Origin of the sequence: Acinetobacter psychrotolerans, assembly GCF_048552595.1 — a bacterium.
Lineage (GTDB): Bacteria > Pseudomonadota > Gammaproteobacteria > Pseudomonadales > Moraxellaceae > Acinetobacter.
In genome coordinates, this window is the sequence record NZ_JBIMDK010000050.1 from 1 (window position 1) to 437 (window position 437).

Genomic DNA, 437 nt, shown 5'->3' on the forward strand with positions numbered 1-437 from the left:
GATAGGTCACCGTCACTACAGCACCGATTTCATCCGATGTACCGCTGATTGGTGTGCTGCTGTCTGCTTCGATTGGATTGATGTCCAAGCTCGGCGCTGTTGTATCCACAATCACTTGAATCGGATCACTTGGAACACTGGTATTACCCGCTGGATCTGTGATCGTATAAGTAATGTCGTGTGGACCTTCAGTTAATGGATTAACTGGCGTCAATGTACCTGTCGTTGGATCATACGTTGATGGAACTTCTACACCATCGACAATCAACTTCGGCGTTTCACCTGGTGCCACTGGACCAATGACAATTCCTGGTGTGGTGTCATCTGTTTGTGTACCACTTGGGAATGTACCTTGATCAGTACCTTGATTATCTACAAAGTCTGTTGGTGCAGTTGGTTTAGTTGGCGCAGTTGTATCCACAATCACTTTGATTGGA

General features: G+C 46.2%; 1 protein-coding gene. It reads right to left on the reverse strand.

Annotated elements, in window-relative coordinates:
- Positions 1–437, reverse strand: a 437-nt coding sequence (locus ACG94X_RS16805) for an Ig-like domain-containing protein (protein WP_419384801.1), incomplete at both ends; no start/stop codon positions are given.